Origin of the sequence: Lentzea aerocolonigenes (assembly GCF_000974445.1) — a bacterium.
Lineage (GTDB): Bacteria > Actinomycetota > Actinomycetes > Mycobacteriales > Pseudonocardiaceae > Lentzea > Lentzea aerocolonigenes.
The window spans coordinates 14,896-41,613 of the sequence record NZ_BBOJ01000001.1 but is presented as its reverse complement, the minus strand read 5'-3'; the positions used below and the strand labels follow the sequence as shown (position 1 = coordinate 41,613).

Genomic DNA, 26,718 nt, shown 5'->3' with positions numbered 1-26,718 from the left:
CGGACATGGCCAAGCGACTCGACATCAAGGACCTGAACCTCTTCTACGGCAAGTTCCACGCCGTCGAGAACGTCTCGCTCGCGGTGCCGCCGAAGAACGTGACCGCGTTCATCGGCCCCTCCGGTTGCGGCAAGTCGACGGTGCTGCGGTCGCTCAACCGCATGCACGAGGTCGCGCCCGGCGCGCGCGTCGAGGGCAAGGTGCTGCTCGACGGCGAGGACATCTACGCGTCCACTGTGGACCCGGTCGAGGTGCGCCGCACCATCGGCATGGTGTTCCAGCGGCCGAACCCGTTCCCCACGATGTCCATTCGCGACAACGTGGTGGCGGGTCTGCGGCTCGCGGGCGTGAAGGACAAGAAGAAGCTCGACGAGGTGGCGGAGCGCTCGTTGCGCGGCGCCAACCTCTGGAACGAGGTCAAGGACCGCCTCGACAAGCCGGGTGGCGGCCTCTCCGGTGGTCAGCAGCAGCGTCTGTGCATCGCGCGTGCCATCGCGGTGCAGCCCGACGTGCTGCTCATGGACGAGCCCTGCTCGGCCCTGGACCCGATCTCCACGCTGGCGATCGAGGACCTGATCACGGAGCTGAAGAAGGAGTACACGATCGTCATCGTGACTCACAACATGCAGCAGGCCGCGCGCGTGTCCGACCAGACCGCGTTCTTCAACCTGCTGGGTGTCGGTCAGCCCGGACAGCTGATCGAGGTGGACGACACCGAGAAGATCTTCTCGAACCCCGGCCAGAAGGCGACCGAGGACTACATCTCGGGCCGGTTCGGCTAGATTCTTGCGGGTGAGTCCGCAGAGCAAGTCCCGCAAGAAGAAGCAAGGCAAGGCACCCGGCCGCAGGCCCGAGCAGCAGTCCCCGTACGGGGCGTTGCTCGAGTCGGCGGCCGCGCTGCGTTCGGAGTCCTGGCTGCTCGCGGACGCCTGGGCGAGCGAGCTCTACGCCACGCTCTGGCTCGCCGGATCCGGCCACGCGCCGTTGGTCGACGCACTCGCCGCGATGGACGACCCGGCGGCGCTCACCGCGTTGCGCGCGCTGTCCGGTGTGGGTTCCGCGGAGCACCGGAAGGCCGCGTTCGAGGCCGCGGAAACCGTTGCGGCACGCGGTGCCGCCGAGCCGTCGTGGTACGTCGCCGGCACCGTTGCGGACTTCCGTGACGCCTTCCTCGTCACGAACCTGTTGGGAGACGTGGAGGTCGTCGCGTTCACCCAGGAGCGCGTCGGTGTCGGGGAGACCGTGCTCTTCATGCGCCAGCCGGTGCTCGGCGCGACCGCCATCGAGCTGTTCCACACGCCGGACGAGGGCACCGTGGCGTTGCTGGAGGACATGATCGCCTCGACGCCCGGCGCGTTCCAGGACACCATCACGCCGTTGAGCGCCAGCGACGTCTACGACCGCGTGTGGCCCGACATCGAGCAGTTCTGGGCGGACGGGCCCGACGAGGAGGCCGAAGAGGGCCTGATGGGCGAGGAGGACGTGCGGCACCCCGTCCAGCTGATCGCCCTGGCCGACGCGCGCGTGAGCGTGCTGGTGCCCGACGAGTACGAGATCGCCACCATCAGTCCGGAAAGGACGGACGAGGTGGTGGAGGCGTTCCTGGCTTCAGAGCACGGGATCGCCGACGTCGAGGCCGCACGGGCGTTCGCGGAGATCGTCGTTGGTGCCGCGGTCGAGCAGAACCGGGATCCCGTGGTGTACGGGCCGGCGTCGCTCACGGCGGTGCTGATCCTGAACGTGGCCGCCCGCCTGCACGTGTCCGAAGAGGACCTCGCGTTGTTTCCGGAGATCGTGCGGGCGTGGGCCTACTTCACCGTGGACGCCCGGAATCTGCCGCGTGACGAGGCGCGGGCGGCGTGGGACGAGGAACTGCCCACCGTGCTCGCCGAGTTCTCCGAGGCCTACGCCGATCCGGAGCTCGCGGCAGAACGCGATGGGCAGTTTCGTTAGGAACTAATGCGGCATCAGAGGTTCTCGTCGCCGCCGTAGCCGGGCATCCGGCCGGTGACGACGAAGACCGTGCGCTTGGCGACCGACACGGCGTGGTCGCCGTAGCGCTCGTAGAAGCGGCCGAGCAGCGTCGTGTCCACCGCGGAGGCGACGCCGTGCTGCCACTCCTTGTCCATGATCACCGAGAACAGGTGGCGGTGGATGTCGTCCATCGCGTCGTCCTCGTCCTCGAGGTTGCGGGCGCGGTCGACGTCCTTGTTGCGGATGATCTCCGCCGCTTCCTTGGCGAGCTTGACCGCGATCTGGCCCATCTCGGCGAAGTACGGCTGGACGTCCTCCGGCACCGCCGACGCCGGGTGACGGCGCCGCGCGGCCTTGGCCACGTGCAGCGCGAGGTCACCCATGCGCTCGACGCTCTCGGCGGCGTGGATCACCGCGAGCACGGTGCGCAGGTCCGTCGCGACCGGCGCCTGCAACGCGAGCAGCGCGTACGACTGCTCCTCGATGCTGGAGCGGATGTCGTCGACCTTCTGGTCACCGCTGATGACCTGCTCCGCGAGACCGAGGTCGGCCTGCAGCAGGGCAGCGGTGGCGTTCTCCATCGCCTCGGCGACCATGCCGGTCATGTCGGCCAGTCGGTCGGCGAGCTGTTCTAGCTGGTCGTGGTAGGCCTCGCGCATGGCGCTCAGCCTACGTCCCGACCCCCTCGCCAGCGACATTCCAGGATGAACCGCAGGTGAACCCCAGGCGAATCACTTCGCGCAGGGGTCCTGCGCCGCGTTCACGACGTCCAGCTTCCCGGTGGTCTGGTTCGGGTTCTGGGTCTGTCCCTGCGTTCCCGGCTGAGGTGTCACGATCTCCTCGTCGAAGCTGGAGCCGATCGTGAGCAGCACCGCGCCGCCCATCTCGGGTGCCTCCACCAGTTCCGCGCTGGGCACGGCGGCCTTGAGCGTCGCCGCCCAGTCCTCGCGGCCCTTCGCGAACTTGATCGTGGTCTTCGTGGACCGCTCCGGTGCCTCGCCCCTGCTCGAGATCTGGAATCCCTTCTGCTGCAGGGCGTTGGCCGCCAGGTTCGCGGCCCGGTTGCCGGCCGGGTTGCCGTTGAACAGCTGGATCGTGACCTGCTTGGGGTCGATCACCGAACCGGGCTTGGCCGGAGTGTTGGCGTCACCCGGCGTCTGCTCGGCCGGCTTCTCCTGCGGCAGAGGCGTTCCGTCGATGATCGTCTGGAACAGCTTCTTGACGTCGTCGTTCCGCAGTCGCTCGATGTTGTCGTCGTTGGACTTCGTCGGACCCTCGTCCGTCCAGTGCGGCATCGTCACGAACGAGACGCGGCCGGCATCGAGGCTCTGCAACGAGTTCGCGAGATCCAGCAGCGAGGCGACGTCGATGTTGTCGCCGGCCGTGGACTTCGTGAGGGCGTTGATGAAGTTGTTGAGCTTGGTCGGGCTCAGCAGCACCTCGTTCGACAACGCCTGGCGCAGCATCGCCGACAGGAAACCCTGCTGCCGCTTGATGCGGTCGAAGTCGCCGCCGACGTCACCCGCGACCTTGCGGGCGCGCACGTACGACAGGGCCTGGTCGCCCTTGAGGGTGTACTTGCCCGGCTTGTCGAGCACCACGCCGAGCTCGTCGTCCTTGATCGCCTTGGGCGTGCAGATCTGCACACCGCCGATCGCCGTCGACATCTCGCGGAAACCGGCGAAGTCGATGCTGACGAAGTGGTTGATGTTGAGGCCGGACAGCTGGGTCATCATGTTGGCCACGCACTTGGGCCCACCGTCGTTGTAGACGGAGTTCGCCATGACCTCTGTCTCCGGCGCCAGCGGGCCGCCGTACTGCCCGGTGTCCGGGTTCCACTGGTTGCACGTCGGCCGGTCGACCCGCACGTCCCGCGGCAGCGAGACGATCACCATGCGCTTCCGGTCCGCGGGGATGTGCGCGAGCATGATCACGTCCGACCGCGCGCCACCCTCCTTGGCCTGGGTGCCGACGTGGTCCTCGGGCTTCGCGCCCGCCCTGGTGTCCGAGCCGACGAGCAGGAAGTTCTCGTCACCGCGCTGCTTCTCCGCCTGCTGCACGGCCTGCGTGTTGCCGCCGAGCGCGTCGATCTGCGTGAGCTTGGAGTTGGCCCACTTCGTCGCGGTCCAGCTGACGCCGCTCGCCGCGAACACCACGGCCGCGGCGGCGATCGCCCCGACCTTGGCGCCGCGCATCAACTTGCGCTGCTGGGGCGTGCGGCCGGTGATCCGCGGCTCGGCGTCCTCTTCGCTGTCGAGCACGACCGGGTCGGCGAACTGCGTCGCCTCTTCGAGATCGTCCTCGTCCTTGACCCACGGCATGAGCTTGGCGCGCCGCTCCTTGCGCTGGCGCTCCTGCTCGAGCAGCTCGTCGTGCACCGCGGAGAACCGCGCGAGGGTGTGGTCGACCTCGCGACGCTTCTTCACGTCCTCACCGATGGCCTCCATCTCGGTGGTGAGGCACGTCGGGTCCATCTCTTCGCGCTTCTCGACCTTGGCCACACCCGCCGCCGAGGCGATCTGGGTGGCTTCGGGGCCCGGCCCGTCCTGGGGCTCCTCGCCCTCGGGTGCCGCACCGAGCCGGTTCGAGATGCCCGCTGCGGGCATCGGGCGGGGACCGCTCGACTCCGCCCGCGGGGGCATCGGGCGGGGTCCGCTGGACTCCGCGCGCGACGGCATCGGCTGCCTGCCGGTCACGTCCCCGTTCGGGGGCATGGGCCGCCCCTCGCCGGGGGCGGGAGGACGGGCGATCGTGTTCGACGACGGTGCGTCGCCGGCCAGGAGTCGCCGAGGTGCTGGGCCGTCCGGCGCTCCACCGGGTGCGGGGGGACGCGGGAGGCCGTTCGCCGTCGGGTCGGCCGGTGGCCTGGGCATGCCGTTCGCGTCGCCGGGCTTCGGCGGGCGCGGCATGCCGTTGGCCGTGGGCTCGCCCGGTTTGGGCGGGCGGGGCATGCCGTTGGCAGTCGGCTCGCCGGGCTTCGGCGGGCGGGGCATGCCGTTGGCGGTGCCGTCACCAGGCGACGGGTGGCGCGGGACGCCGTTGGCCGTCGGCTCACCAGGAGCGGGCGGCCGCGGGATGCCGTTCAACGACGGTGCGTCGCCAGGAGCGAGCCTGCGCGGCGGTGCACCGTTCACGTCGGGTGCGGGCCGGCGCAGCGTGCCGCTCGGCATGCCGTTCGCCTCGGGCGCTCCACCGGGCGCGGGACGCCGCGGGCCGTCGCCGAGAGGCATCCGGCGCGGGTCGCCGGGCCTCGGCATGCCGTTGGACGTGACCTCGCCGGGTGCGGGCGGGCGCGGGATGCCGTTGGACGACGGTGCGTCGCCGGGAGCGAGCCTGCGCGGCGGAGTGCCGCCCGGCCCCATCTCGCCGGGCGCGGGACGTCGCCTCGTACCGGTCACGTCCGCTTCGGGGCGCCGGACTGGCTGTTCACCCGGTGCCGGGCGGCGCTGCATCCCCGTCGCGTCCGGTCGTGGACGCTGGCCGGTCTGCTCGCCGGGATGGCTGGGCCGGGTGCCGGTCTGCTCGGCGGGCGCGTCCGGACGACGGCGCCTGCCGGTCTGCTCACCGGTGAAGTTCTGCGGTGGTTCCGCCGCGGGAGGCCGCGGGCGCGTGCCCGTCTGCTCACCAGGACGGTGAGCCGCGGGTGGCTGCTGCCGCGGAGCCTGCGGTGCGGGTGGGTCGGGCAGTGCACGCCTGCCCGTAGCGGGTGGGTCCGGCAGGGCGCGCCTGCCTGTCGTGGGTGCTTCGGGCGAGCCTGGCGGGACGGGTCGGGGGATGTTCGTCCTGCTGTGCTGCTCGATGAGGTCCGAGACGCTCAGGCCCCCAGAGCCTTCCATCGAGCGACGTCTACGGCCGGTCGGCTGGTCGTGCTGGGGGTCCTGATCACCACGGGAAGAGGGGCCGCCACGTCGGGGGTCGTCGGGCACCCAATCTCCCTTCTGGGTCAGAAGCAAAAGCGGTTCGTCATTACGAGTTGACGACGACCGGGACACAAGGGTTGCATCACCGGCGTGTCAGTTGCGCCCGCGATACTACGGATGTAGCCGACTTCTGACGACCACTCCGGGTGATACGGATTTGATCTGTACGCGATTCTGCGCAGTCCGTCTGCCCTGAACGGGTGAGCCAGCTCACTCAGTAGTAACCGAGAACACGTGTCTCGGTGATGGCACGCCGACCACTCGCCGCACCGGCGAGGCGAACCCGTCCGTCCGCACGGTACGCCACCGCGTTGCGTCCCGACTGCTTGGCCGTGTAGAGGAGGCTGTCGGCCCGCAGCAGCTGTTGCTCGGCGCCGACCGCCGGACGTTCCGGCGCCTCGTCCGCGGGCGGCTCGTACGCGAGGCCCGCGCTGACGGTCACGCGCAGCCCCGGCGCGATCTCCTGCCACGGGTGACGCTCGACACGTTCCCTGGCCGCCTCGGCGATCTCCACGGCCGTCGCCGCGTCCACCCGCGGGAGCACGAGCACGAACTCCTCGCCGCCGTAGCGGGCGCAGAAGGCGTCCTCTGGGAGGTCCTGCTGGAGCAGCTCCACCACGCGTTGCAGCACGCGGTCGCCGAGCAGGTGGCCGAAGCTGTCGTTGACCTGCTTGAACCAGTCGAGGTCGATCAACGCGATGGCGAGCCCGTGCCGGCACGCGCCGTGCTCGGTGAGCAGGCCCATCAGCCGCTGGTCGAGGTAGCGGCGGTTGTAGGAGTCGGTGAGGCTGTCGCGCAGGCTCTGTTCGCGGGCCTCCGCGTGCTCCCTGCGCAGCCGGTCGACCTCGCGGCGCAGCTGTTCGGGAACCTGCGGCTCCTCGTCCTGGTCGGCGTGGACGAGGTCGAGGGCGGAACGCAGGTGCTGGTACGCCTGGCGCCACTGGCCGCGAGAGGCGAGCAACGTCGCGATGGACTCGTGCAGCCCGACAAGCCCGGGACCCTGCTTGTCGACGCTGGCGTCGGACTGCTGGGTCTCTGCGATCTCGGGTCGCAGCGCGGTCATCGCGGTCACCTCCTTACTTGCCAGGTGTCGTCTCCCAGGAGGCGACGCTTGAGCTAGAAGGACACGTGGAACCGGGATTTCCCCCGTCCGGTTGACCGTCAGCTGCTCCGATCCAGTGAGCTGGGATGATCAACAACCCGTTCAGCCACCGAGGCAGGGCGCGAACCCGAACACCTGGTCCTCCAGGAGCACCACGTGCAGCGATCCGATCTGGCTGCCGATCACCGCGTCCTCCTGCCGCAGCGTGACCGTGACCGCCACGACGTAGACGTCCCCACGCGGATGGGCCTTTTCGCCAGGGGGTGCCCAGTCGGCGTCCACCCGAAGCGTCGACCAGGTCGGCTCGACCTTGATCGTCGCCCCGCGCAGGTCGCACGTCTTCTGCCGGAAGTCGGGGTGCTGGGTGTCCTTCAACAGCTTCTGCTGCTCGGACGCGCTCGTGTCGCCCGCCTTGTTGAGGCGTTCGTAGAACTCCTTGAACTTGGCGCGGTCGCCGTCGCTCAGCTGGACCGGGCGCGCCGTACCCGCGACAGGACCCGCGCAACCCGCGAGGAGCGCGATGCAGGCGAGGAGAACCGCGACGCGTTCAGCCACCGGAGTGCATCACGTCCGCGCCCGCCGGAACCGTCGCGTCCTCGGGGTCGTCGAGCCACCCCTCCGGCAGCACGACCTTGGCGGCGGACCCCTGCCTGCCGCGCGGCCCCTCGGCGTTCACGGGGAACGGCACGTCCTTGTCGAGCTTGCCGATGAGGTCGTCCAGCTCCTGAAGGCTCGACACCATGGCGAACGCGCGCCGCGTGTCCCCGCCGACCGGGAAGCCGTGCCAGTACCAGGCCATGTGCTTGCGCAGGTCCCGCAGGCCCTTGTGCTCGCCGTCGTGGGCGGCGAGGAGCTCGGCGTGCGTGCGCAGGACCTCGGCGACCTCGCCGAGCGTCGGCCCCTCGGGAATCGGCTCACCGCGGAACGCCGCCTGCAGGTCGCGGAACAACCAGGGCCGCCCGAGGCAGCCGCGCCCGACGACCACGCCGTCGCACCCGGTCTCGGCGACCATGTCGAGCGCGTCCTGGGCGCTGAAGATGTCCCCGTTGCCCAGCACCGGAATGCTCGTCACGGCTTCCTTGAGCCGGGCGATGGCCGTCCAGTCCGCCTTGCCGGAGTAGCGCTGCGACGCCGTGCGCGCGTGTAGCGCCACGGCCTGTGCGCCCTCGTCCTGCGCGATGCGGCCCGCGTCGAGGTACGTCAGGTGGTCGTCGTCGATGCCGATGCGGAACTTCACGGTGACCGGCATGTCCCCGGCGTTGCGCACCGCGGCCCGCACGATCTGCCGGAACAGCTCCCGCTTGTACGGCAGCGCGGCCCCGCCGCCCTTGCGCGTCACCTTGGGCACGGGACAGCCGAAGTTCATGTCCATGTGGTCGGCGAGGTTCTCGTCCACGATCATCTTCGTGGCCTCGCCGACGTTGCGCGGGTCGACGCCGTAGAGCTGCATCGACCGCGGGTTCTCGTCCTCGTCGAACGTGATCATGTGCATGGTCATCGGGTCGCGCTCGACCAGCGCCCGCGCCGTGATCATCTCGCAGACGTACAGCCCGGCCCCGTAGCGACGGCACAGCTGCCGGAACGCCACGTTGGTGATGCCGGCCATGGGCGCGAGCACAACGGGCGGGTCGACGGCGAACGGGCCGATCTTGAGGGTGGCTGGAACGGGCACGCGCTCCAGGTTACGGCACTGACCAGCCGCGATCTTCACCGAGAGCGGCCGCGATCGCGTCCTTGAACGCCACCTGGTGGCGACGTTCGTCACGTTCGCCGTTGGTCCGGTCATGCCTCTCGTTCGCGGTGCACTGCCAGCCGGCGCCACACCCCTCGACCGGGGCGGCCGTGCTTCTGCGGAGGGCGTCGAAGGTCTCCCGGTCGAACGCGGGCGTGGCCACCGCCTTCCCCGGTTCGCACGGTGCCAGCTCCGCCCCGGCCTCCGCGAGCCTCGGCCCGGCCGCGCGGTGGATCGCCCCGTCCACCCCGCCGCCGCCCAGCCGCGACTCGTTGGCGGCCGTGACGATCGCGTCCACCCGTTCGGCCGTGATGTCGCCGAGCACCACTTCGATCGTCCCCATGCCCGGAAGCCTGGCACCTGCGCCGTTGTGCCGGGGCGGACTTCACGCAACGCGAACACCCCCGGTGCCCCGATCGGGTGTCAGAGGCTTCTGCCAACATGCCCTTGGAGGTGGCCTACGCGTGGGGGCGGTTCAACTGATCAGGTCCGGGTTCGAGCGGTTCTTCGTCGACGGGCCCGTCGGCAAGTCGACCGGAGGCGGCGAGCAGCAGGTCGTCGCCGTGCAGCAGGTGGGTGAGCTGGCCCTGCCGACGGGCAGACTCGTCGCGGCCGACCCGTTCGTGGTGTGGCCGGAGGACGCCGAGGCGTTCACAACCGAGGTCGAGCCGGGCACGTACCCCGTGTCGGTCTCGCTCGTGTCGTGGGTCGACAGCGACGGCTTCCCGGACCTTCGCCAGGGCTACCGCGTGGCCGCCGCGAAGCTGACCGTGCGGGACGAGCCCGCGTACTCGTGGACGCCCGCCGTGCTGCCGGGCGAGCTCGTGCCGATGCAGGAGGAGTTCGGCTACGAGGTGAAGTCGAGCACCGGCGCGTTCTTCGACCTGGCCGCCGCTCCGGCGATCGACCGGCTGGCGAGCGACGACGAGGTCGGCAACTGCGACCTCATCGACGCCCTCGGCAAGGTGGGTGGCGGCCGCGGCCCGGCCAACGTCACCGACCCGCAGTCCGGCCTGAACGTCGTGGCGTTCTCCACCGGCTGGGGCGACGGCGTCTACCCGACCTGGGTCGGCCGCAACACCGCGGGCGACCCGGTCGCGTTCGTCACTGACTTTTTCGTGATCAACAGAGGCTAGTTCGTGATCAACCGTTAGAAGGTCACGTTCACACACGCGAGCCGCGGTCCCGCCGTGCCCGCCTCGCCGGGCGCGGTGTGCGTGTGGTCGTTGTGCAGCACCACGGACTGGGCGTGCCGGTCGGTGAACTGCCAGTCCACAGTGGACGAGGTGTGGGCGGACCCGTTGCCGTTCGTGTGGACGTCGAGCCAGATCTCGTTGTGCGGGTTGGCGTACGCGGGATCGACCGACGGCTGCACGGGGTCCACGACGTTCTGGAAGTGCGGTCCCGAGTCGGCAGGCGCCGCACCGCACTTCTTGACGTGCACGTGCGCCCCGTACGCCCGGTTCGGCAGCAAACCGTTGAGCAGCAACAACACCGTCGTGCCGCCGCCGAACCGCGGCACGCTCACCACGGTGACCTTCGCGCCCTCCGGCACCTTGGCCGCGTCGTACGTGACGGCCTTCGCAGTCGGGCTGTAGCTGGAGAACTTCGCGGACGTGTGGGCCACCTGCGCGGGTTCGGCGTGCGCTGTTCCGGTGAACGCGAACGCGAGGGCAACCGCGACTGCGAGCGTCTTCATGGCCCTTGCATAGCGGTACCCGGCGGGTTCCGCCATTTTTGCTGCGGATCGGCGTTTCAACTGGCCCCGACCGGGTACGTGACTGCCGTGAGCGAAGCCGAGGAATCAGACCAACGCAGACTCGCCCGCAACGTCAACGAGCTGCTGCAGGAACTCCGCGTCGCCCAGGCCGGCGTGCAGATCCTGTTCGGGTTCCTGCTCTCCATCGCCTTCACCGAGAAGTACGCGACCATCGGCACGTACATCCGCGTGACCCACCTCGTCACGGTCCTGTGCGCCGCGATCGCCGTCGCGTTCCTCACCGCCCCGGCCGCCTGGCACCGCGTGCTCTTCCGCCAGGGCCGCCGCGAGGACGTCGTGGCCGTGGGCAACGTGTTCGCCCTGGTCGGCCTCGCCTTCCTGGCGATCGCCATGACCGGCACCGTCCTGCTGCTGGCCGAGGTGATCCTCGGCGGCTGGCTGTCCATCGTGGTGGGTGTCCTGGCGTTCGCCGTCTTCTCCGGCCTGTGGTTCGCGCTGCCGTTCGCCTCATCCCAGCGTGCTCAGGACCGCGAGCGCCCCTAGTCCGACCGCCACGGGAACCGCCACGAGCACGTTGCGCCTGGTGGGCTTCGGTTGCTGCAAGAGCACGCGAATCCCCAACGGCACCAACGCGACGCACAACCCGATGGTCCCGACGATCGACAGGACCTCGGTCCCCTTCAGCACACCGAGCGGCAACAACCCCATCGCCGCCAGCCCCGTCGCCCTGACCGGCCCGAGCACCCGGCTCCGGTACGCGCCGATCGCGAGCACGTACCACCCGAACATGATCGTGAAGGACAGGAAGCTGAACAGGTGCAGGTCGCCGTACCCCTGCGCCACCTGTTCCGTGGCTCTCTCGACCCCGAGGTGCTTCGTGGCCGAGAACGCCGCGTGGTCCACCCCGGCGTGAAACGTCCGCGCGAACAACCCGACGGTCACGAGCATCCCGCCCCAAGTCGCCCACCGCGGTCGTTCCCGCCCGATCCGCTGCACGAGACAGGCCACCGCGGCCCACATCACGACGTTCCCGGCCAGAAACGCCGTGTAGGCCGCCTGCATCAGCGCCGGGTGCTCGGCCACGGCCTGCAGCTGGTCCGGGAAGAAGAAGTGGAACGGCGACCGCAACAGCGTGCCCACCAGGAGCAGCACCGGCCCGAGGACCAACGCCGCGCCACCAACCCACCCGTTCGGGAACCTGCACGTCATGCCGGCAACGCTGTCAGCGCGAACGCCGCCGGGGATCGGCCCGCGGTCCGGCGTTGCGCCTCAGACCACGGTCCGAGTCAGCTCAGCGCCGCGGCGGCGATCTTCCGCACGATCAACGGCTGACCGTCCGGCGACTTCACCGTGGGGTTCACCGAGTACGTCAGCTTCCGCTCCAGGCCGCGCGTCGCGAAGACACCGCTCGAGTACCCGTGCCGGCTGCCGGTCTTCCCCCACACCTCGACGCCGTTCATCGTGATTCTCATCAGGCCCTGGCTGTAGAGGGCGGGGCCGCTGCCGTCGGAAGTCTGCACGTCCGGCACGGTGAAGAGCCTGGTCATCATCTCCTGGCCGAGCAGACGGCCGCGGAACAGCCCGGTGATGAACCCGTCCAGGTTCTCCGCGGTGGAGATGATCGCGCCCGCGGTGCCGGGGATCGACTGGTTCATCTCGGTCACGTCGACGAGCTGCCCGTCGACGTCCAGGTACCCGCGAGCAGCCGCGCCGGGCAGGCTCGGGTCGTCCCCTGGAAAAGAGGTGTGGCACAGACCGAGCGGACCGGTGATCCGTTCGCGCAGGTTTCGCGCGTAGGAGCGTCCCGTCACCTTCTCGACGATCATGCCGGCCGTGACGTAGGAGGTGTTCGTGTACTTCTGCGCGCTGCCGGGCCGGAAGTCGATCGGGTGGCGCACGGCGGTGTCCAGCACCTGCCGCGGACTCCAGTGCTCGAAGCGGTGGTCGAGGACCCACTGCGGATCGCTCAGGCCGGGAATGTCCACCGACGGCAGCCCGGACGTGTGGTCGAGCAGCGTGTACACCGGAACCGGCGGGTAGTCGGCGGGCAGCACGCCCGGCAGGTACCGCTGCACGGGTTCGTCGAGATCGATCCGCCGTTCCTGTGCGAGCTGCAACACCATCACCGCGGTGAAGACCTTCGTGATGCTGCCGATCCGGAAGCGCCCCTGCTCCCGCACCGGCGCTCCCGTGTGGACGTCGGACACGCCGGACGTCCCGGACCACGAGCCCGCGGACCCGGTGATCCGGACCAGCGCCCCGGTCGTGTCCCTGCCAGGCAGTCCGCTGATGGAGGCCCGAAGCGCGGCGTCGTTGGGCGGCGGCAGTGTGGAGGCTGCCCCTGCCGGCACCGCGCCGAGGGCGGTAGCGGCGGCGGCGATGATCGTGACAACTGCTGTTCTCATGGCGTCGAGCCTGTCGATTCATGATCGTTCGAACCATGGAGCTTCCCGGCGCTTCGACGGTAGGGCCAGCCGGACCGTCGTTCCCTCCGCTGGCGGTGTGATCCCGAGGTCTCCGGAACCAGACTGTCCTCAGTCGACATCTGGGGGATTCGATGAGTAGAACGTTCTTCAAATCCGTGCTGGCAGGCCTGCTCGTGCTGGTCGTGTCCGCGTTCTGGACCACTCCGGTGATGGCCGCGCCCAAACCATCGCCGGACCTGACGATCATGGCCGAGGGCTGGCACAACGAAGTCACCCAAACACGGGCCCTGTACCAATGCCCGGCGTTCCACTGCAACCAGGGCCAGGCCTACGTGGGCAACGACCTGGCCGAGGTGTGCACGGTCTGGCAAAGCGGCGTGAAGTGGGGCCTCGTGTTCAACCGGGCCAACGAACACTCCGGCTTCATCCCCGTGGACTACCTCAAGAACGCAGACCCGCCGCTGAGCTGCAACAATGTCGGTTCGGGCACCGTCAGTCAGAACAACTACACCCTGTACCAATGTCCTTACAGCTACTGCAACCAGGGCTTCGCCACCGCAGGCGACGACGTCGCGGCGATCTGCTACCACGTGGCGAACAACTTCTACTGGTGGTGGTCGCTGAACCACGCCAACGGCCACGAGGGCTTCCGCGCCGCGGCCGGCCCGGGTGACCTTCGCCCCTGCTGAGGTGTGACGGGTCACCGGAAATTTCCGGTGACCCGTGTGTCGATCCGCGCTCTCACCGTTCGACGTGTCAGTAGAACGGCCAAGGGACCCGGAAATTCGGGTGAGACGGGCACGATGATGAGGAAGACTCGGGCACACCGATGAGTTCTTCCACATCTGCCGGTCTCTACCGGTGTCATGCGCGACGTTGACGCCGGCGGCCTTGGCCGCGACACGACTGCCAGCAACCTAGTGAGGGCCTGACATGCCTGCTGCGATCCAAGACCGGCCGACCGCACAAGCGGCCCGAACACCGCTGGTCGTGCGCCTGCTGGTGCTGGCCACGTTCGTCGTGATCCTGAACGAAACGCTCATGATCAACGCGATCCCGCGCCTGATGGAGTCGTTGTCGGTCACCGAGCAGGCGGCCCAGTGGGTGTCGACGGCGTTCATGCTGACGATGGCCGCCGTGATCCCGATCACCGGCTGGTTCCTGCAGCGCGTCACCACGCGCCAGGGCTACGCGATCGCCATGGGCGTGTTCCTCACCGGCACCGCCCTGTCCGCCGCCGCGCCGACGTTCGCGGTTCTGCTCCTGGGCCGGATCGTCCAGGCCGCGGGCACAGCCGTGATGATGCCGCTGCTGATGACCACGTTGATGACCGTCGTGCCCGAACAGGACCGAGGCCGGGTCATGGGCAACGTGACGTTGTCGATCTCGGTGGCCCCGGCCCTGGGCCCGGCCATCTCCGGCCTGATCCTGCAGCTCGGTTCGTGGCGGCTCCTGTTCGTGGCCGTCCTGCCGATCGCGGGCGCGGTGACCTACTTCGGCCTGCGCCAGATGACCAACATCGGCGAGCCCCAGGTGAGCTCCATCGACTGGTTCAGCGCGGCCATGGCAACCCTCGGCTTCGGCGGCCTGGTCTACGGCCTGAGCCTGTTCGGCGAAGGCACGGCCAACCTGGGTCCGAGCATCGGCATCGTCCTGGCCGGCGTCGCCACCATCACGATCTTCGTGCTCCGCCAGCTCAAACTGCAGCGCTCCGGCGCCCCGCTGATGGACCTGCGAACCCTCACCCACCGCACCTACGCCCTGTCGCTGATCATCCTGTGCGTGGCGTTCCTGGCGATGATGGGCGCGATGATCCTGCTGCCCCTCTACCTCCAGAACCTGCGAGCCCTGACCCCGCTGCAGACGGGCCTGCTCCTCATGCCAGGCGGCCTGGCCATGGGCCTCCTGGGCCCGACCGTCGGCAAGCTCTACGACAAGGTGGGCAGCCGCCCGCTGGTCCTCCCCGGCGCGATCGGCATCGTGCTGGCCCTCGCAGGCTTCACCCAGATCTCCACGACCATGCCGTACTGGCAGATCCTGGCCCTGCACGCCCTGCTGATGGTGAGCCTGGCAGCAACGTTCACCCCGATCTTCACCCTGGGCATGGGCGACCTCCCTCCGAACATGTACCCGCACGGCAGCTCGATCCTCGGCACCATGCAGCAGGTGGCAGCAGCCCTCGGAACCGCCATGGTGGTCACCGTGATGTCCGCCCGCACAACCCAACTGGTCGCAGACGGCACCGCGGTGGCGTCGGCACAGCTGAGCGGGATGAAGCTGGCGTTCGTGATCGCCACGGCGCTGGCGGCGGGCACGGTCGTGGTGGCGGCGTTGCTGCCGAGCCGAACCAACCCGGTGGACGCGCCCGCCCACTGAGGCCTGACACGCGCGGAAACCCCTGGGTCTCAGACCTGGGGGTTTCGGCTTTTGTCGACCGGGCACGCGAACTACTGGGGCGCAGCGACCGAACTTGCGGGTCTGGGGGCGTCCCCAGAAGACACAACGGGCGACGTGTGTCCTCGCTTTCCGTGGACACACGTCGCCCAAGCCGTGGGCCGCCAGGGACTCGAACCCTGAACCCGAAGAGTAAGAGCCTTCGCTTGGCGTTGTTTGTCGATCTTCCTCGATAGTGCTCACTACCTGCACGGATGCAGTCTTGATCTGAGCACTGTGGACAGTCGCTTCTCGATGTCTGTCGTCGTTTTGTGAGGGTTAAGTGTGGGTTGATCTTGGTCTTCTGGACCCGCCCATACCTCTGCCATCATCCCAACACTGAGCCTCGAACGCGGCCGGTGATGTTGGGTCAAGGTACTCGTTCCAGCCTTGACGCGGCGTCGCCGGCCGGTGTCATGCTCGCGGCGTTGGGGTTGCTGTTGCTCGGCCTGATGCTCGTTGAGCGTTCCCACGACTTCGTCCCGGGCCTGATCGGCGGCAAGGCGGCGCAGCCGTCGCGGCAGTCGAGCGCCGTGCACAGCCGGCCCGTGGTGACTGCGCTGGCGCTCGTTGGGAGTTGACGACGAACCAGGCTTGGATCGGGTAGGCCGTCAGCTGACGCCTAAGGTTCGGCGCGCAGCGCCGCCCGGCCGACCGGCGCAGCGGAGCGGATGCCGGGAGTGCCGGGATGGATGCTGGTGCAGCGCTAGACCGCACGCGCCGCCAGCGGCGGCGCCTTGATCCTGTAGAGCCGAATTCGGCAAGTCACGGTCAACACATTTGAACATTCACGGCGTGAAGCGAATGATGCTTGGGGCTGGGACCGATGGCTTGGCTGAGGAGGCCGTATGAAGATCGCAGGGGTGTACCAGTTCTACCTTGATTACGTTCTGCCTCGGCTGAACGGCGGTGAAGAGGCTGGTGAGCTAGCGATTACCACAGACAAGTTCCTGGCGCGCATTAGGCCAAAGGCTACAGGCGATCCGCTCTTTCCGCAGGACATAGATGTTTCTCTGTCTTCGATGAAGTTGACTATTGCGCGAGCGGATGGATCTGAAGGTCAGCTGGATATCGAGGTCAAATCAGTCTGCATGGATAGAATTCAAGTTGTGCTTGAATGGGAGGCTGATCTCGATAATTTTGATGCTGATGAAGAGCTTCGGCGTTCGCTGGATCGCGCTGTGGCGATGGCGGACTATTATATTAGCCACTATCGGTATGTGGCCAGTTCTCCGCACGTCAAGCCGATAGGTCGATCTTGGCGATCTGAAGACGAAGAAGTTAATATTAATGTGCCCTTTAGTTGTGCGTGGTTCAATGCGGAAGATGGAACCGAGCTGCGCATACTTGGGCCGGGTTTTAGCAGTGTTATTAAGTCTAATTCTATCAAGTCTCCCGAATCCGGTTTTGCGGGACGTGCGGATCTTGAAGCAAGCCTTCGAACGGCGGTACCGCCGCCTCTGCATCGGTCGCTTCTTATCGACTCGGAAGGATATGTCTACGACCTGGCGCTGCGCGAAGCTGTATTGTCTATGGCTAGCGCCTGCGAATTGGCGGCGCGCCTCTTCGTTGATAGAAATGGCGGCGAGCAAGATCCTAGAATCTCTTCGGTTATTTCGTTGCGCAATGTAACGTTTGCTGAACGCTACTATGAGAAGCTGCCTCAGGCGGTAGTTTCAAAGTCATTTAAGAGCGTCGACCCCGTGAGCTTCGATCTGGTTCAAGAAATGTACAGGCAGCGAAACTCGCTGATGCATCGCGGAGTTTTCAAAGACGATTTTAACGCGCTTTTTGAGCGCGATCGTCAGAAGCTGGTTAACTCCTGGTTGGCGGCGTCTAAGGAGGCGATCTCTTGGATTGATGCAAGTTAGGGCGGGTTGATTTGGAGTGTGTCACGTCTAGCTTCTCCTGTGTGCTTAAGGGTGGAATGTGGGACTACCGGACTGGGCGCGTATGGTCGCCTCTGCGCAGCTTGCATTGGTATTGCCGAAGAGGTGGGCGCATGTGCAGGGTGTGAGTGTGCGTGCTGAGCAGTCAGCGAGGCTATTCGACACAGATGACCGAGAGATGCTCCTGGCTGCAGCGCTGCTTCATGATATCGGATACGCTCCTGGCGTGGCGCATACGGGATTTCATCCTTACGACGGTGCTCGATACCTGAAATCAATAAAGGCATCAGAGCGCCTTTGTGCGCTAGTTGCGCATCATTCGTGTGCGTACGTGGAGGCGGAACTGCGAGGACTTTCTGCTGAGCTGGCAGGGTGGCGCGATGAGCAGACTCCGGTTAGGGATGCGCTTTGGTGGGCTGACATGACAACCACGCCGGAGGGCAAAGTGACGAATGTGCATGATCGAATTGAGGAGATCCAGAAGCGCTATGGGGCAGAAAACATCGTGACACTATTTATTCGCCAAGCCAAGGCTGAAATTGTCGCTTCGGTTGAGCGAACTGAGAGCCGGTTGCGTGAAGCGGGAATCGACTACACGGCGAAGTAAGGCGTCGATCGCTCATCGAACCCGTGCTTGATCCGGAGTTGGATCGACGGGTGGATGTTCAGTACGCCTAGGTCTTCGCGGCTCACCCAGCGGACCTCGCTTGATTCGTTGCTCAGCCGCAGGTTGCCACCGGTCGGCCGTGCCCGGAAGCAGATTGAGAACTGCTGTCGTACCTCGCCATCCGTGTAGGCGATGACGTGCTTAGGGTCGGAGTAGATGCCGATGATGTCCGTGGGCTCTACATCGATCCCCGTTTCTTCCTTGATCTCGCGGATGACCGCCTGGCCGATGGTCTCGCCGACCTCCTGTGCTCCGCCTGGGATCGAGTAGAGGTCGTTGTCGGTGCGCCGGATCATCAACAGTCGGCCGTGTTCGTCCTGCACGAACGCGCTCACGGCCACGACGATGTTGGTCGCTTTGGGGGCGTTCGGGTCGTGGTAATGGTCGGTGCGGGCCACGTTGCGGCTCCTCAGAATGTCGTGCGTTTCGCGGAAGCCCAGACGGTCTCCAGGCTCTCGGAGTAGGTCTCGAACAGGTCCCCAGCGGACAGTCGTCGTAGGTGCAGCGCCGGAGCGTGGGCACCAGGGAACCCGTAGACGTGGGTGTTGACGATCATCTCATCGTCGAAGCGGAAGACCGAGTTGTAGAGCGTGGTCTTGTGCAGACGGATCTCGATGTTGGGCACATCAACCAGTGGTCGGACGAACGCCAGCGCGTTGCGGATGCGTGCAGCAACAGTGCCCTTGCCTAGCTGCTCTTCCTCGGAACGTCGGGATGCCTCTCGGCCGGCCGGGTCGCCGAACAACAGCCTGACCTTCGCGCCGTTCTCGGCCTTCGCACGCAGCTCCTTCGCGAACATCGGCCGCTCGACTAGAAACAGCGCCGCGAGTGACAGGACCTCGATGTGCTCGGTGGCGTCGCTGAGCAGCCGGTCCCACAAGTCCGCGGGAATGTTGTTGCGGTGCGGGTAGACCTTCACGACCTCGGACTCGGCGATCTCGGCCTTGCGGTCCGCGGCTACTGCATCGGGCCAGAGGTAGTGCTCGGTCTCGCGGACCATCGACGCGATGGCATTGCGGTGGCGCGGGTATGGGATGCGTCCCCTGGTGATCCAGCGTTCGACGGTCTTCGGGTCGACGCCGGTCGCGCGGGCCACGTGGTCGAGGCTCAAGCCGTTGCGTAGCAACGCTTCGCGTAGGCGGTCGTTGGCCATCTGCCCTCCCGAGGGATGACTAGGGACGACTTCAACGTAACAGAGACGTCCTCAGAAATCCCGCTGTGCGGTGCTTGCGTCCTCGTGTTTCGTCGAAAGTCGTAGGTGTCGAGAACGGCTGACAGCAGGTCAGGCGGCACAGACGACAGGAGCAAGACGATGGCGATCACAGGTGGGAGCAGGCTCCCGGCGGGTCATGACTTCGTGTTCCCGAGGGGCGCGCTCGTCATGGGCGTGGAACCGGTGCTGAAGTTCCAGTCCGCCGATGAACGGGCGAAGGGGCTGCCGGTAGAGCAGGAGAAGGACAAGGAGACGGGTCTACTGGTGTGGTCGGTGCTGGTGATTGACCAGGCGGCCGAGCGCAAGACGGACGCGGTGGTCACGGTGAAGATCTCCGCACCTCACCAGCCGGTGCCGCCGGAGGCGATCCCCGGTACGGACGTGCGGCCGGTGGTCTTCGAGGGGCTGACGGTCACGCCGTGGATCGATGACAAGGGCTGCCGTGCCACGCACGCCGGTGAGCGTCACCGGTGCCGGGCGAAGTTGGGCTACAGCTTGCGGGCCTCTGGCATGAAGCCGGCTGTCAGCAAGCCTGCCGCTAAGGCTGCGTAATGCCAGACATGGTGCGGGTCCACGTGACCGCCGATCTCCCGATGCGTCCCCTCGCGATGCCGTTCGCTGACCGGGTCGAGCTGCGGTTCGGCAAGGCGTTCCCTGTGGTGCTCGTGGTCGACCGCGACGCGGTGCCTCGGCTGCGGGAGGTCCTGGACGAGGGGTGGAAGGCGCTTCAGGCGTCGGCTGCTCGGCAGGAAGGTGGGCAGTGATGGGCTTCAACGCCACCTGCACGCCTGGGCGTGACGCAGCTGCGGCGATGGTTCGCGTGACGCCGCAGGTTCCGGCACTGGTGATCTACCTGGACCCGGTCAACATCGCGATCCAGCTCCCGCCGTTCCCTGGCGGGTCGGACGTGCTGATGCGGTTCTGTCGGGAGCTGTCGCGTGAGGCGTCCAAGCTGGCGGATCACCTCGGCAGTCAGGAGGGGCGTCACGCCCTTGCGGAGGGAGACTCTGATGGCCGCGGTTGAGTTGATGCATTGGGGCCTGGCGGAGCAGGTCAGGACGCTTAGCGAAGCGCATGACGTCTTGAGCAAGTTGCTTCCTCACCCGAAGTCCAAGCCTGGCGTGTTGAAGGACTACTACCTCCGCTCGGCCGCTATCTATGCGCGGGTCGCGGAGACCGACCGGAGTCACCACCACGAGGCCCTGTACTGGGCGACTCGTGAGCGTGAGAAGGGCGAGGCGATCAAGCTCCGCAAGAGCTAAATAAGTCCTGTTTGGACAGAGCGCGTGACTCTGCTGGGTCACGTGTCGATGCCGCGCGTCTTGTTGCGGCGCAAAGAGAACGTGAGACGCAGGAGCGGAACCCGGCTACCAACCTCGCCGCTCCTGCGTTGTCCACCCAACTCAGGAGCGAACAACGATGAGCGTAAAGCCTGAGCGCATTCGTGCGCTAGACGGGGCCACAAAGCAACTGCTGTGGGATCGAATGATCGCCAGCAAGCAAGCCGTCTCCAGCTACGTCGTCATGCTCGACGGCGGCTCGTTGGAGACGATGGAACTCACGGCCGCACAGGCTGAGGGCTTCGAGTGTTTGACCTGCAAGGCGCAGCACACCGCTGGTGCGGGAGCGTTCCTGCCCATTGGGCGCATCCCGAGCGTTGGCAGCGTCTTCCAGTGTGTCGCGTGCTCGGGCGGTGCGCGATGAAGGGCAATCGTTGGGTCGATCCTGCTCCGTTCGAGGGCGCTCGTCCGCAGGTTCCTTGGTGGGTATGGCTTCCCAGTTGGGTCAAGCTCGTGCTCGCGCCGGTCGCACTGGTGTGGCTGACGGTCCGTCTGGCCGTGAAGCTCACCGTGCTGGCCACCCACTATCCGATTGTGGTGACGCTTGGCCTCGGCGGCTATGTCGCCTATCGGCAGTTCGGGCTGTCGCCGCTGGTCTTGGCTCTGTTGTCGCTCGTGTGTGCCCTGACCGTTTGGTATGGCCTCGATCGGGCGTCGTTCCTACGGCACGGCTGGTACCGGCTGCTGACCGAGTGGCGGCGGCTGACTGTCTACGTGCCGCAATGGCGCACCGTGATGCGGCTCGCCGAGCTTGCGAAGGAAGTCCGCGGGAAGGAGTACCTCCCGAAGCTGCGCCGAGTCCGGTCTGAGGGTTGGCGGGACAAGGTCCGGGTGCGGATGATCCCCGCGCAGTCACCGGAGCAATGGGAAGCACGTCGGGACAACCTGGCGCACTCGTTCAACGCCCGGTCTTGCCGGGTCAGGGTGCTCAAGCCGCGCGTGCTTGAGCTCGACTTCATCCATGCTGACCCGCTGTCGCGTCCCGTGGTCGTGCCGCAGCTCGCCGATGCCGGAGAAGTTGACCTCAAGCGTGTGGTCGTCGGCCGTACCGAGACCGGGAAGCCCTGGCGGTTGAAGCTGCTCGGGTCGCAGGTGCTCGTGGTCGGCGTGCCCGGTGCCGGTAAGGGCTCGGTGCTGTGGTCGATCGTCTGGCAGCTCGCCCCGGCTATCAAGGCCGGCATGGTCCGACTCGTCGGCATCGATCCCAAGGGCGGGATGGAGCTTGGTCAGTGTCCGGACGCGTTCGAGAAGGTCATCTACGACAATGGGTCGGAAGCTGTTGCCCTGCTTGAAGAAATCGCCGCAGAGGTCAAGGAGCGTGCCTCGCGATACCGAGGCATTCGGCGGCTCTGGGCTCGCAACACTGGTGAACCGTTCACGGTCCTGATCGTGGATGAGCTGGCCGACCTGATCGCCTACCAGCCGGACCGGAACCTGCGTGAGCGCGCGACCCGTGCGGTTCAGACGATTACCTCGCAAGGCCGTGCTCCTGGTTACGCCGTGGTCGGCCTGGTCCAGGACCCGCGCAAGGAAGTGGTCGCCTTCCGGCACCTCTTCACGACCCGTGTGGCGCTGCGCCTGGACGAACCGGTGCAGGTCGACATGGTCCTGGGCGATGGCGTCCGGCAACGCGGTGCGGCGGCTCATGAGATCAGCGAGAACACGCCTGGTGTCGCCTGGCTCAAGGAGGACGGGCAGCGCGAACCCGAACGCGCGCGGGCCTTCCACGTCACGGACGCGGACCTGGTCGAACTGGGCGTCTACCTCGCTCCGGCCACCGTCCACGAGTTCCCCGAGCTGACTGACGGGAGGGCTGCCGCATGACTGAGTACCTGAACCGCTCGGAGCGGATGAAGCAGCCGGCCGCGCTCGATATCGCTCGTGCTGTCGCCGAGGAACACGGCGTGTGCGTTCGGCCGCTGGCCAAGGAACGGATCGACCTCGACACCGGACGCGTGGACATCGTGCCCGTGCCGTGTGGCTCGACGGTCGCGAGTGTCTGCCCTACCTGTGCGGAGAAGAACCGGCGTCTGCGGATGGCGCAGTGTCGTGAGGGATGGCATCTGACCGACGAACCGGACTTCACGCCGAATGCCCCGAGCAACGATCAGCGGGAGCTGACTGAGTACCGGGCTGACCTGGTCAAGGCCTTCCGCCTGGCCCTCGATGAGGGTGACGAGGTTGGCGCGGAGGAGGTGCGGGAGGAGGTCGCGGAGGTCGACGAAGAACTTCGGCAACTCGGAGTCCGCGGCTCACTCCCCTCTCTGGAGGTCCCGCTCAAGGGTGCGCGGAAGCGGTCGACCAAGCGGCGTCAGGACGCTCCGAACCTGCCTCGTCGGACGGTCAGCAAGCGCACCGTTGGCAAGGTCTTCGGCGGCAAGTACCAGCCTTCGACGTTTCTCACGCTGACGCTCGATAGCTACGGCAAGGTGCGTAGCGACGGCACGCCTGTTGATCCCTCGCGGTACGACTACCGCCGTGCGGCTCGGGACGCTGTGCACTTCGCGGCGCTGCTGGACCGGTTCGTGCAGAACCTTCGCCGCTGCGTCGGCTGGGAGGTCCAGTACTTCTCCGCCGTCGAACCACAGCGGCGGCTCGCTCCGCACTGGCACGCGGCGGTTCGAGGAAGCATCTCCCGTGCAGAGCTGCGGGCGGTCGCTGAGGCCACGTATCACCAGGTCTGGTGGCCTGCGCATAACGAGATCAAGTACAGCGGCGACAACCTGCCGGTGTGGGACGTGCGTGCCAAAGGCTTTGTCGATCCGCAGACCCGAAGGGCCTTGCCTACCTGGGAAGAGGCGCTTGATGAGGTCGAGCGACCGGCGCACGTAGCGCGGTTCGGGGTGCAGGTGCACTCCAAGGGCATCCTCGGCGGCACGGAGGAAGCCGGCCGTCACATCGGCTACCTGACGAAGTACCTCACCAAGAGCATCAACGAGTGCTTCGAGGCGCAGACCGCGCGGCAGGAAGACCACGCCGAACGGCTGTGCGCTGAGCTTGCGGTCACGCCCTGCTCGCCGCAATGCGGGCTGTGGTTGCTCTACGGCGTGCAGCCTCGTGGGGCTCGGCTGTCGACGGTGCCGGGGACGTGCAAGGGGAAGGCGCACAAGCGGACCACGCTCGGCGTTGCTGGTCGGCGGGTGCTGGTGTCGCGGAAGTGGTCGGGGAAGTCGCTCGCGGACCACAAGCACGACCGCAAGGCATTCGTTCGGCAACTGCTGGCCGATGTCGGGATCAAGCCCGATGACCAGCCACAACGCCTCGTCTGGAACAACGTCCAGCCCGGTGACCCGAATGTGCCTCCGCGGGCGCACCTGCTTCTGAGCGCTGTCGCAGAGCGCCGCAGGTGGAAGGCCGAATACACGGCCGCGCTGCTCGCATCTGCCGGACCTCCGGGGAGTTCGGCAACACCGCAAGCTGCTTGACCTAGGGGGAGAAATCATGGACGCACAACAGTTTGAGCCACTGTGGACAGTCGGCGACGTCGCACTCTTCTTGAACGTCCCGGTCCACACGCTCTACGGCTGGCGAACGAAGAACTACGGTCCGCCTGCTCGGCGGGTGGGGAAGCATCTGCGGTACCTGCCGTCCGAGGTGCGGAGCTGGTTCGAGCACCTGCTTGAGGAGGCGGCCTGATGGCGCGTCCGCCTCTAGACATCGGCACATACGGCGCGATTCGTTGCTATCAAACGGATTCAGGCTGGCGTGCGACCACGAAGTATCGCGACTACGACGGCAAGACACGGCCGGTGGAGCGGTGGGCCAAGACCAAGACGGCGGCAGAACGGAGCCTCAAGAAAGCCCTCGCCGAACGCAAGGGGCCGTCCGGTAACTCGTTGACCCGAGACAGCCGGTTCAAGGAGGCCTTGGACCAGTGGTTCACGAAGTTCCAGGCGCTCGCTGACGCTGGGAAGAGGTCGCCGAGCAGCGTCGACACGTATCGAAGCATTATGGATCGGCACGTGTTGCCTGGCCTTGGTGAGCTGCGGATTCATGAGATGTCGGTGGCGCGGATCGATGCATTCCTGAGTGCGTTGTGGCGGTCGGTCAGCGTGGATACGGCGAAGACGGCTCGCTCGGTGATCTCGGGGGCTCTGCGAATCGCTGTCCGGGACAAGGCGCTCGACACGAACCCGGTCAGGGAGGTGGAGCCGCTGGAGGCTGGCCGCAAGAAGAGTCCGCGGGCGCTCACGCTGGAGGAGCGGATTCTCTGGCTGGAGATGCTGGAGTCCGATCCGAAGGCCGTGAAGCGGGACCTACCTGACCTGTCGCGCTTCATGATGGCCACGGGCGTCCGCATCGGCGAGGCGTTGGCCGTCTACTGGGAGGACGTCGACTTCGAGGCCGGCACGGTCGCCGTGAACTACACGGTCATCCGGGTCAAGGGCGTCGGGCTGATCAGGAAGTCGACCAAGACGGAGGCCGGTGAGCGAACGCTCCTGCTCCCACGATGGGCGCTCGACATGCTCCGAAGGAGGCGCAAGACCACGAGCTTCCCGAACGGGCCGGTCTTCCCGGATGCCCTCGGTGGACTCCGTGACCCGTCCAATACCCGGAAGGACCTCCGGAAGGCGCGGGGCGGTGACGAGTTCGCCTGGGTGACCTCGCACGTCTTCCGGAAGACGGCGGCGACCATCCTCGATGAGGCGGGGCTCTCCGCGCGGCAGGTCGCGGACCAGCTCGGCCACGCTCGGCCGTCGATGACGCAGGACACCTACATGGGTCGGAAGCTGGTCGACAGGCGGGCCGCTGACGCCCTGGAGGACGCGCTCGGCGGGCCAAAAGACGATCAAGCCGAAGACGACGAAGTTGAATGACCAGCGGTTTTGTGTGGGTTAAGTGTGGGGAGACCCGGACAAAGCGAAACCCCCAGGCCTGTGACCTGGGGGTTTGGTGGGCCGCCAGGGACTCGAACCCTGAACCCGAAGATTAAAAGTCTCCTGCTCTGCCAATTGAGCTAGCAGCCCTCGCCGGGACAGCCTACCGATCTACCCCGCCGTGTGTCGTCCGGGTTGCCAACCTCACGGTTGACGCACCCCGCCGACCGAGAGCGAGAGGATCAGGCAAGACCGAGGTCGGATCGACGTACCGCCGCCAACCGCAACCGGCTGAACTTGGAGCACAACGAACGAACCCTCCAAGGAGCCAGCCAAATGCCGCTCGACCACTACGTCACCCTGGGCCGCTCCGGCCTCCGCGTCAGCCCCGCTGCCCTCGGCGCCATGACCTTCGGCGAGGACCCCGGATCTGCCGGCTGCAGTGTCGAGGAGTCGGAGAAGATCCTCAAGGCTTACCTCGATCGCGGTGGGAACTTCGTCGACACCGCCAACTTCTACACCAACGGGCACTCGGAGAAGATCCTCGGCGACTTCCTGAAGGCCAACGGGATTCGCGATCGGGTGGTGCTCGCGTCCAAGTTCTTCTTCAACATGCACCCCGGCGACCCCAACGGCGGCGGGGCGGGGCGCACGGCGATCCGCCGGCAGCTCGAGGAGACTCTTCGGCGTCTTCAGACGGACTACCTGGACCTCTACTGGATGCACAACTGGGATCGGAACACCCCCGTCGAGGAGACCCTCGCGGCGCTCGACGATCTGGTGGGATCGGGCAAGGTCGGGTACATCGGGTTCTCCAACGTGCCTGCCTGGGTGACGGCGCAGGCCCAGACGATGGCCGTGCTGAACCGGTGGACGCCGTTGATCGCGTTGCAGGTCGAGTACTCGTTGCTGGCGCGGACTGTCGAGGGGGAGATCGCGCCCATGGCCCGGGACATGGGTATGGCGCTGGTGCCTTGGAGTCCGCTCAAGAACGGGTTCCTCAGTGGCAAGTATCGGAGGAACGTGCAGGTCAGCGACTCGGAGCGTGCCTCTTTCGTCAACCCGCCGACCGAGGACGAGTTCAAGGTCATCGACGTGGTGAACAAGATCGCCGAGGAGGCGGGCACCACTGCGGCGGCCGTGTCGCTGGCCTGGTTGAAGGCGCAGAAGGGCACCGTCGTGCCGATCATCGGGGCGCGGAGGCTGGAGCACCTGGAGAGCAATCTCCAGGAGGTCGTGCTCACCGCGGATCAGATCCAGGAGCTCGACCAAGTCTCCCGGCCCGACCTCAACTACCCCGCGCCGCTGCACGGTGAGTTGCGGGCCATGCTGCAGTTCGCCGGCACGACGGTGGACGGCGAGGCGTCCGCCGTCTACCCGCCGCTCCGGCAAAGCAGCGTTCGCTACTGAGGTGGAGCCTGCTTCACCTGGTCATCGGCAGCGTGCGTGACTGTGTGGCCGAAGAAGAATTGGAAGTCTCTCCCC

At 66.9% G+C, this 26,718-nt stretch carries 30 protein-coding genes and 1 tRNA gene; 19 read left to right on the top strand and 12 right to left on the bottom strand.

The window, feature by feature from the left end; all coding sequences use genetic code 11:
- The first annotated feature begins 5 nt into the window (after positions 1-5).
- Both pstB and AOM45_RS00195 read left to right on the top strand, forming a co-directional pair.
- Positions 6-782, top strand: coding sequence for a phosphate ABC transporter ATP-binding protein PstB (gene pstB, locus AOM45_RS00200; RefSeq protein ID WP_030471717.1), 777 nt, complete (start codon positions 6-8; stop codon positions 780-782).
- Between the two features lie 10 nt (positions 783-792).
- Positions 793-1,953, top strand: coding sequence for a hypothetical protein (locus AOM45_RS00195; protein WP_030471718.1), 1,161 nt, complete (start codon positions 793-795; stop codon positions 1,951-1,953).
- A 14-nt stretch (positions 1,954-1,967) separates the two neighbouring features.
- On the opposite strand, the gene phoU is transcribed toward AOM45_RS00195, so the two are convergent.
- The 6 genes from phoU to AOM45_RS53685 all read right to left on the bottom strand — a co-directional run bounded on the left by phoU (position 1,968) and on the right by AOM45_RS53685 (position 9,071).
- Positions 1,968-2,633, bottom strand: coding sequence for a phosphate signaling complex protein PhoU (gene phoU / locus AOM45_RS00190; RefSeq protein WP_030471719.1), 666 nt, complete (start codon positions 2,631-2,633; stop codon positions 1,968-1,970).
- A 72-nt stretch (positions 2,634-2,705) separates the two neighbouring features.
- Complete coding sequence (locus AOM45_RS53390; protein WP_081902566.1) at positions 2,706-5,810, bottom strand: LCP family protein; 3,105 nt, start codon at positions 5,808-5,810, stop codon at positions 2,706-2,708.
- A 298-nt stretch (positions 5,811-6,108) separates the two neighbouring features.
- A complete protein-coding gene (locus tag AOM45_RS00180; protein ID WP_030471722.1) occupies positions 6,109-6,957 on the bottom strand; it encodes a GGDEF domain-containing protein in 849 nt (282 codons plus the stop codon).
- A gap of 141 nt (positions 6,958-7,098) precedes the next feature.
- Positions 7,099-7,551, bottom strand: a complete 453-nt coding sequence (locus AOM45_RS00175; protein ID WP_030471723.1) for a hypothetical protein — start codon at positions 7,549-7,551, stop codon at positions 7,099-7,101.
- A complete protein-coding gene (gene dusB, locus AOM45_RS00170) occupies positions 7,544-8,668 on the bottom strand; it encodes a tRNA dihydrouridine synthase DusB (protein ID WP_236703028.1) in 1,125 nt (374 codons plus the stop codon). Before dusB ends, AOM45_RS00175 begins: the two co-directional genes overlap by 8 nt.
- 10 nt (positions 8,669-8,678) lie before the next feature.
- On the bottom strand, positions 8,679-9,071 hold the full coding sequence (locus tag AOM45_RS53685; RefSeq protein WP_346004603.1) for a macro domain-containing protein: 393 nt from the start codon (positions 9,069-9,071) through the stop codon (positions 8,679-8,681).
- 121 nt (positions 9,072-9,192) lie between these two features.
- On the opposite strand from AOM45_RS53685, the gene AOM45_RS00160 reads away from it, so the two are divergent.
- Positions 9,193-9,864, top strand: coding sequence for a DUF4241 domain-containing protein (locus tag AOM45_RS00160; protein ID WP_051784391.1), 672 nt, complete (start codon positions 9,193-9,195; stop codon positions 9,862-9,864).
- A 14-nt stretch (positions 9,865-9,878) separates the two neighbouring features.
- On the opposite strand, the gene AOM45_RS00155 is transcribed toward AOM45_RS00160, so the two are convergent.
- The gene (locus tag AOM45_RS00155) at positions 9,879-10,427 is read right to left on the bottom strand and encodes a superoxide dismutase family protein (RefSeq protein ID WP_030471727.1); all 549 of its coding nucleotides are present in this window, start codon (positions 10,425-10,427) and stop codon (positions 9,879-9,881) included.
- Positions 10,428-10,514: 87 nt separating this feature from the next.
- Between AOM45_RS00155 and AOM45_RS00150 the strand changes: the two genes are divergently transcribed.
- Positions 10,515-10,991 (top strand): DUF6328 family protein, encoded by a 477-nt coding sequence (locus AOM45_RS00150; protein WP_030471728.1) that lies wholly within the window; start codon positions 10,515-10,517, stop codon positions 10,989-10,991.
- Here AOM45_RS00150 and AOM45_RS00145 read toward each other — a convergent pair.
- Together AOM45_RS00145 and AOM45_RS00140 are read right to left on the bottom strand one after the other, a co-directional pair.
- Positions 10,956-11,657 carry a hypothetical protein gene (locus AOM45_RS00145; protein WP_030471729.1) on the bottom strand — a complete coding sequence of 234 codons (702 nt, stop codon included), beginning with the start codon at positions 11,655-11,657 and terminating at the stop codon, positions 10,956-10,958. The genes AOM45_RS00150 and AOM45_RS00145 overlap by 36 nt on opposite strands.
- 77 nt (positions 11,658-11,734) lie before the next feature.
- Positions 11,735-12,853 carry a serine hydrolase domain-containing protein gene (locus AOM45_RS00140; protein ID WP_030471730.1) on the bottom strand — a complete coding sequence of 373 codons (1,119 nt, stop codon included), beginning with the start codon at positions 12,851-12,853 and terminating at the stop codon, positions 11,735-11,737.
- Positions 12,854-13,005: 152 nt separating this feature from the next.
- Here AOM45_RS00140 and AOM45_RS00135 point away from each other — a divergent pair, with 152 nt between their 5' ends.
- From AOM45_RS00135 to AOM45_RS49015, 5 genes are all read left to right on the top strand, one after another.
- On the top strand, positions 13,006-13,563 hold the full coding sequence (locus AOM45_RS00135; RefSeq protein WP_156094233.1) for a hypothetical protein: 558 nt from the start codon (positions 13,006-13,008) through the stop codon (positions 13,561-13,563).
- Between the two features lie 244 nt (positions 13,564-13,807).
- Complete coding sequence (locus AOM45_RS00130; RefSeq protein ID WP_035912744.1) at positions 13,808-15,250, top strand: MDR family MFS transporter; 1,443 nt, start codon at positions 13,808-13,810, stop codon at positions 15,248-15,250.
- A 473-nt stretch (positions 15,251-15,723) separates the two neighbouring features.
- The gene (locus tag AOM45_RS50435) at positions 15,724-15,888 is read left to right on the top strand and encodes a hypothetical protein (protein ID WP_156094234.1); all 165 of its coding nucleotides are present in this window, start codon (positions 15,724-15,726) and stop codon (positions 15,886-15,888) included.
- Between the two features lie 267 nt (positions 15,889-16,155).
- Positions 16,156-17,178, top strand: coding sequence for a hypothetical protein (locus AOM45_RS50430; RefSeq protein WP_156094235.1), 1,023 nt, complete (start codon positions 16,156-16,158; stop codon positions 17,176-17,178).
- Between the two features lie 82 nt (positions 17,179-17,260).
- On the top strand, positions 17,261-17,803 hold the full coding sequence (locus AOM45_RS49015) for an HD domain-containing protein (RefSeq protein WP_081902569.1): 543 nt from the start codon (positions 17,261-17,263) through the stop codon (positions 17,801-17,803).
- Here the strand turns inward: AOM45_RS49015 and AOM45_RS00125 are convergent.
- Positions 17,788-18,261 carry an NUDIX hydrolase gene (locus AOM45_RS00125; protein ID WP_030471734.1) on the bottom strand — a complete coding sequence of 158 codons (474 nt, stop codon included), beginning with the start codon at positions 18,259-18,261 and terminating at the stop codon, positions 17,788-17,790. The two genes, AOM45_RS49015 and AOM45_RS00125, sit on opposite strands and share 16 nt — an antisense overlap.
- Positions 18,262-18,272: 11 nt before the next feature.
- A complete protein-coding gene (locus AOM45_RS00120) occupies positions 18,273-19,016 on the bottom strand; it encodes a DUF5919 domain-containing protein (protein ID WP_030471735.1) in 744 nt (247 codons plus the stop codon).
- 159 nt (positions 19,017-19,175) lie between these two features.
- On the opposite strand from AOM45_RS00120, the gene AOM45_RS00115 reads away from it, so the two are divergent.
- From AOM45_RS00115 to AOM45_RS00075, 9 genes are all read left to right on the top strand, one after another.
- Complete coding sequence (locus AOM45_RS00115) at positions 19,176-19,628, top strand: hypothetical protein (RefSeq protein ID WP_030471736.1); 453 nt, start codon at positions 19,176-19,178, stop codon at positions 19,626-19,628.
- Between the two features lie 23 nt (positions 19,629-19,651).
- Complete coding sequence (locus AOM45_RS00110; protein ID WP_229694045.1) at positions 19,652-19,840, top strand: hypothetical protein; 189 nt, start codon at positions 19,652-19,654, stop codon at positions 19,838-19,840.
- A complete protein-coding gene (locus AOM45_RS00105) occupies positions 19,840-20,100 on the top strand; it encodes a hypothetical protein (protein ID WP_030471738.1) in 261 nt (86 codons plus the stop codon). Before AOM45_RS00110 ends, AOM45_RS00105 begins: the two co-directional genes overlap by 1 nt.
- Positions 20,087-20,338, top strand: coding sequence for an AMED_5909 family protein (locus AOM45_RS00100; RefSeq protein WP_236703027.1), 252 nt, complete (start codon positions 20,087-20,089; stop codon positions 20,336-20,338). Before AOM45_RS00105 ends, AOM45_RS00100 begins: the two co-directional genes overlap by 14 nt.
- 157 nt (positions 20,339-20,495) lie before the next feature.
- Positions 20,496-20,780 (top strand): hypothetical protein, encoded by a 285-nt coding sequence (locus tag AOM45_RS00095; RefSeq protein WP_030471740.1) that lies wholly within the window; start codon positions 20,496-20,498, stop codon positions 20,778-20,780.
- The gene (locus AOM45_RS00090; RefSeq protein ID WP_030471741.1) at positions 20,777-22,240 is read left to right on the top strand and encodes an FtsK/SpoIIIE domain-containing protein; all 1,464 of its coding nucleotides are present in this window, start codon (positions 20,777-20,779) and stop codon (positions 22,238-22,240) included. The genes AOM45_RS00095 and AOM45_RS00090 overlap by 4 nt, the downstream gene beginning before the upstream one ends.
- Positions 22,237-23,841 carry a replication initiator gene (locus tag AOM45_RS00085; RefSeq protein ID WP_030471742.1) on the top strand — a complete coding sequence of 535 codons (1,605 nt, stop codon included), beginning with the start codon at positions 22,237-22,239 and terminating at the stop codon, positions 23,839-23,841. The genes AOM45_RS00090 and AOM45_RS00085 overlap by 4 nt, the downstream gene beginning before the upstream one ends.
- 16 nt (positions 23,842-23,857) lie before the next feature.
- Positions 23,858-24,052, top strand: a complete 195-nt coding sequence (locus tag AOM45_RS00080; RefSeq protein ID WP_030471743.1) for a helix-turn-helix domain-containing protein — start codon at positions 23,858-23,860, stop codon at positions 24,050-24,052.
- Positions 24,052-25,233: a tyrosine-type recombinase/integrase gene (locus tag AOM45_RS00075; protein ID WP_030471744.1), complete on the top strand. Its 1,182-nt coding sequence runs from the start codon at positions 24,052-24,054 to the stop codon at positions 25,231-25,233. The genes AOM45_RS00080 and AOM45_RS00075 overlap by 1 nt, the downstream gene beginning before the upstream one ends.
- A 74-nt stretch (positions 25,234-25,307) precedes the next feature.
- On the opposite strand, the gene AOM45_RS00070 is transcribed toward AOM45_RS00075, so the two are convergent.
- Positions 25,308-25,383: transfer RNA gene (locus AOM45_RS00070), tRNA-Lys, on the bottom strand.
- 186 nt (positions 25,384-25,569) lie between these two features.
- Between AOM45_RS00070 and AOM45_RS00065 the strand changes: the two genes are divergently transcribed.
- Positions 25,570-26,643, top strand: a complete 1,074-nt coding sequence (locus AOM45_RS00065; protein WP_030471745.1) for an aldo/keto reductase — start codon at positions 25,570-25,572, stop codon at positions 26,641-26,643.
- The last annotated feature ends 75 nt before the right edge of the window (positions 26,644-26,718 follow it).

Bases quoted from the DNA above. Each gene is read 5' to 3' on its own strand.
- AOM45_RS00115 (WP_030471736.1), top strand. From the start codon at position 19,176: ATGGCGATCACAGGTGGGAGCAGGCTCCCGGCGGGTCATGACTTCGTG.
- AOM45_RS00075 (WP_030471744.1), top strand. From the start codon at position 24,052: ATGGCGCGTCCGCCTCTAGACATCGGCACATACGGCGCGATTCGTTGC.
- AOM45_RS00095 (WP_030471740.1), top strand. From the start codon at position 20,496: ATGAGCGTAAAGCCTGAGCGCATTCGTGCGCTAGACGGGGCCACAAAG.
- AOM45_RS00090 (WP_030471741.1), top strand. From the start codon at position 20,777: ATGAAGGGCAATCGTTGGGTCGATCCTGCTCCGTTCGAGGGCGCTCGT.
- AOM45_RS00120 (WP_030471735.1), bottom strand. From the start codon at position 19,016: ATGGCCAACGACCGCCTACGCGAAGCGTTGCTACGCAACGGCTTGAGC.
- pstB (WP_030471717.1), top strand. From the start codon at position 6: ATGGCCAAGCGACTCGACATCAAGGACCTGAACCTCTTCTACGGCAAG.
- AOM45_RS00105 (WP_030471738.1), top strand. From the start codon at position 19,840: ATGGGCTTCAACGCCACCTGCACGCCTGGGCGTGACGCAGCTGCGGCG.
- AOM45_RS00180 (WP_030471722.1), bottom strand. From the start codon at position 6,957: ATGACCGCGCTGCGACCCGAGATCGCAGAGACCCAGCAGTCCGACGCC.
- AOM45_RS00080 (WP_030471743.1), top strand. From the start codon at position 23,858: ATGGACGCACAACAGTTTGAGCCACTGTGGACAGTCGGCGACGTCGCA.
- AOM45_RS53685 (WP_346004603.1), bottom strand. From the start codon at position 9,071: ATGGGGACGATCGAAGTGGTGCTCGGCGACATCACGGCCGAACGGGTG.
- AOM45_RS00145 (WP_030471729.1), bottom strand. From the start codon at position 11,657: ATGACGTGCAGGTTCCCGAACGGGTGGGTTGGTGGCGCGGCGTTGGTC.
- AOM45_RS50430 (WP_156094235.1), top strand. From the start codon at position 16,156: ATGAAGATCGCAGGGGTGTACCAGTTCTACCTTGATTACGTTCTGCCT.
- AOM45_RS49015 (WP_081902569.1), top strand. From the start codon at position 17,261: ATGGTCGCCTCTGCGCAGCTTGCATTGGTATTGCCGAAGAGGTGGGCG.
- AOM45_RS50435 (WP_156094234.1), top strand. From the start codon at position 15,724: ATGCTCGCGGCGTTGGGGTTGCTGTTGCTCGGCCTGATGCTCGTTGAG.
- AOM45_RS00135 (WP_156094233.1), top strand. From the start codon at position 13,006: ATGAGTAGAACGTTCTTCAAATCCGTGCTGGCAGGCCTGCTCGTGCTG.
- AOM45_RS00065 (WP_030471745.1), top strand. From the start codon at position 25,570: ATGCCGCTCGACCACTACGTCACCCTGGGCCGCTCCGGCCTCCGCGTC.
- AOM45_RS00130 (WP_035912744.1), top strand. From the start codon at position 13,808: ATGCCTGCTGCGATCCAAGACCGGCCGACCGCACAAGCGGCCCGAACA.
- AOM45_RS00155 (WP_030471727.1), bottom strand. From the start codon at position 10,427: ATGAAGACGCTCGCAGTCGCGGTTGCCCTCGCGTTCGCGTTCACCGGA.
- AOM45_RS53390 (WP_081902566.1), bottom strand. From the start codon at position 5,810: ATGGAAGGCTCTGGGGGCCTGAGCGTCTCGGACCTCATCGAGCAGCAC.
- AOM45_RS00085 (WP_030471742.1), top strand. From the start codon at position 22,237: ATGACTGAGTACCTGAACCGCTCGGAGCGGATGAAGCAGCCGGCCGCG.
- AOM45_RS00140 (WP_030471730.1), bottom strand. From the start codon at position 12,853: ATGAGAACAGCAGTTGTCACGATCATCGCCGCCGCCGCTACCGCCCTC.
- AOM45_RS00100 (WP_236703027.1), top strand. From the start codon at position 20,087: ATGGCCGCGGTTGAGTTGATGCATTGGGGCCTGGCGGAGCAGGTCAGG.
- phoU (WP_030471719.1), bottom strand. From the start codon at position 2,633: ATGCGCGAGGCCTACCACGACCAGCTAGAACAGCTCGCCGACCGACTG.